This is a genomic window from Floccifex sp., assembly GCF_051873495.1.
In the GTDB taxonomy this organism is placed as follows: Bacteria; Bacillota_I; Bacilli_A; order Erysipelotrichales; family Erysipelotrichaceae; genus Floccifex.
This window is the reverse complement of record NZ_JBJEEX010000087.1, coordinates 1-1651: the sequence shown is the minus strand read 5'-3', so window position 1 is coordinate 1651 and position 1651 is coordinate 1. Positions and strand designations below refer to the sequence as shown.

1 protein-coding gene is annotated in these 1651 nt (G+C 34.3%); it reads right to left on the bottom strand.

Annotated elements, in window-relative coordinates:
- Nucleotides 1-1538 (bottom strand): glutamine-hydrolyzing GMP synthase (gene guaA / locus ACI313_RS05125; RefSeq protein ID WP_439755465.1); only part of this gene is annotated, 1538 nt, incomplete at its 3' end.
- Nucleotides 1539-1651 lie beyond the last annotated feature (113 nt).

Sequence of the window (1651 nt, the reverse complement as noted above, 5' to 3'; positions counted from 1 at the left end):
AACTCAATTGTTCCAGGAGGCTTAGATGTAATGTCATACATTACACGGTTTACTCCTCTGACTTCATTGATAATACGAGACATAACTTTATTTAATACTTCATATGGAATTTGAGCAGCTTCTGCTGTCATGAAATCCACTGTATTAACAGCTCTTAGTGCAATGGCATAATCATATGTTCTTTCATCTCCCATTACACCAACGGAACGCATATTTGTTAAAGCAGCAAAGTATTGACCAATCGAACGATCTAAACCAGCTTTGGCAATTTCTTCACGATAAATCGCATCCGCATCTTGAACAATACGAACTTTTTCAGCTGTTACTTCCCCAATAATACGAATTCCAAGTCCTGGTCCTGGGAATGGTTGTCTAAATACTAAGTATTCAGGAATTCCTAATTCTAAACCAACTTTACGAACTTCATCTTTAAATAAATCTCTTAATGGTTCAATGATTTCTTTGAAATCAACAACATCAGGTAATCCACCTACGTTGTGATGTGATTTAATAACAGCAGATTCTCCACCTAAACCACTTTCTACAACGTCAGGATAAATTGTTCCTTGTACTAAGAAATCCACTTTACCAATTTTTCTAGCTTCTTCTTCGAAAACACGAATAAATTCTTCTCCGATGATTTTACGTTTTGCTTCTGGTTCAGTAACACCTTTTAATTTTTCATAATAACGTTCTTGGGCATTCACACGAATGAAGTTTAAGTCATATTGACCATTTGGACCAAATACTTCTTCAACTTCATCTCCTTCATTTTTACGAAGAAGACCATGATCAACGAATACACAAGTTAATTGATTTCCAATGGCTTTTGATAATAATACAGCAGCAACTGATGAATCGACTCCACCACTTAATGCACATAAAACTTTACCATCACCAACTTTTTCACGAATCAATTTAATTTGTTCTTCAACAAATGCATCCATGCGCCAATCTCCAGCACATCCACAAACATTCATAACGAAGTTACTTAAAATGTTTTTACCATATTCTGTGTGTAATACTTCTGGATGGAATTGAATCGCATAATTTTGATTTTCAACGTCTTCACAACTTGCACAAGGACAATTGTCAGTATAAGAAGTAATTTCAAATCCAGGTGCTACTTTAGAAATATAGTCAAAATGAGACATCCAAACAGTTGAATCCGTTGGAACACCTTCAAATAATACTGAGTTATTTTTATGTGTTAAAGCCGTTTTTCCATATTCACGAGCATCTGCTTTTTCAACTTTTCCACCTAAAACATGTTGCATTAATTGAGCCCCGTAACATAAACCTAACACTGGTACTCCTAATTTAAATAATTCATCTGAACATGTAGGTGAATTTTCTTCATAACAACTATTTGGTCCACCTGTTAAAATGATTCCCTTAGGGTTCATTTCTTTAATTTTTTCTAATGGTGTTTTATATGAGTAAATTTCACAATATACATTACATTCACGTACACGACGTGCAACTAATTGATTGTATTGACCCCCAAAGTCAATGACAACGACAAGCTCTCTTTTCACAAAGAATCCTCCTATTTACTCATACATAATAACATAAAAAAAGGGAGAATCAATCTCCCTTCAGACTGTTGACAAAGTGGTCGACAGTCTTTTTAAATTCTGATATTATTGTT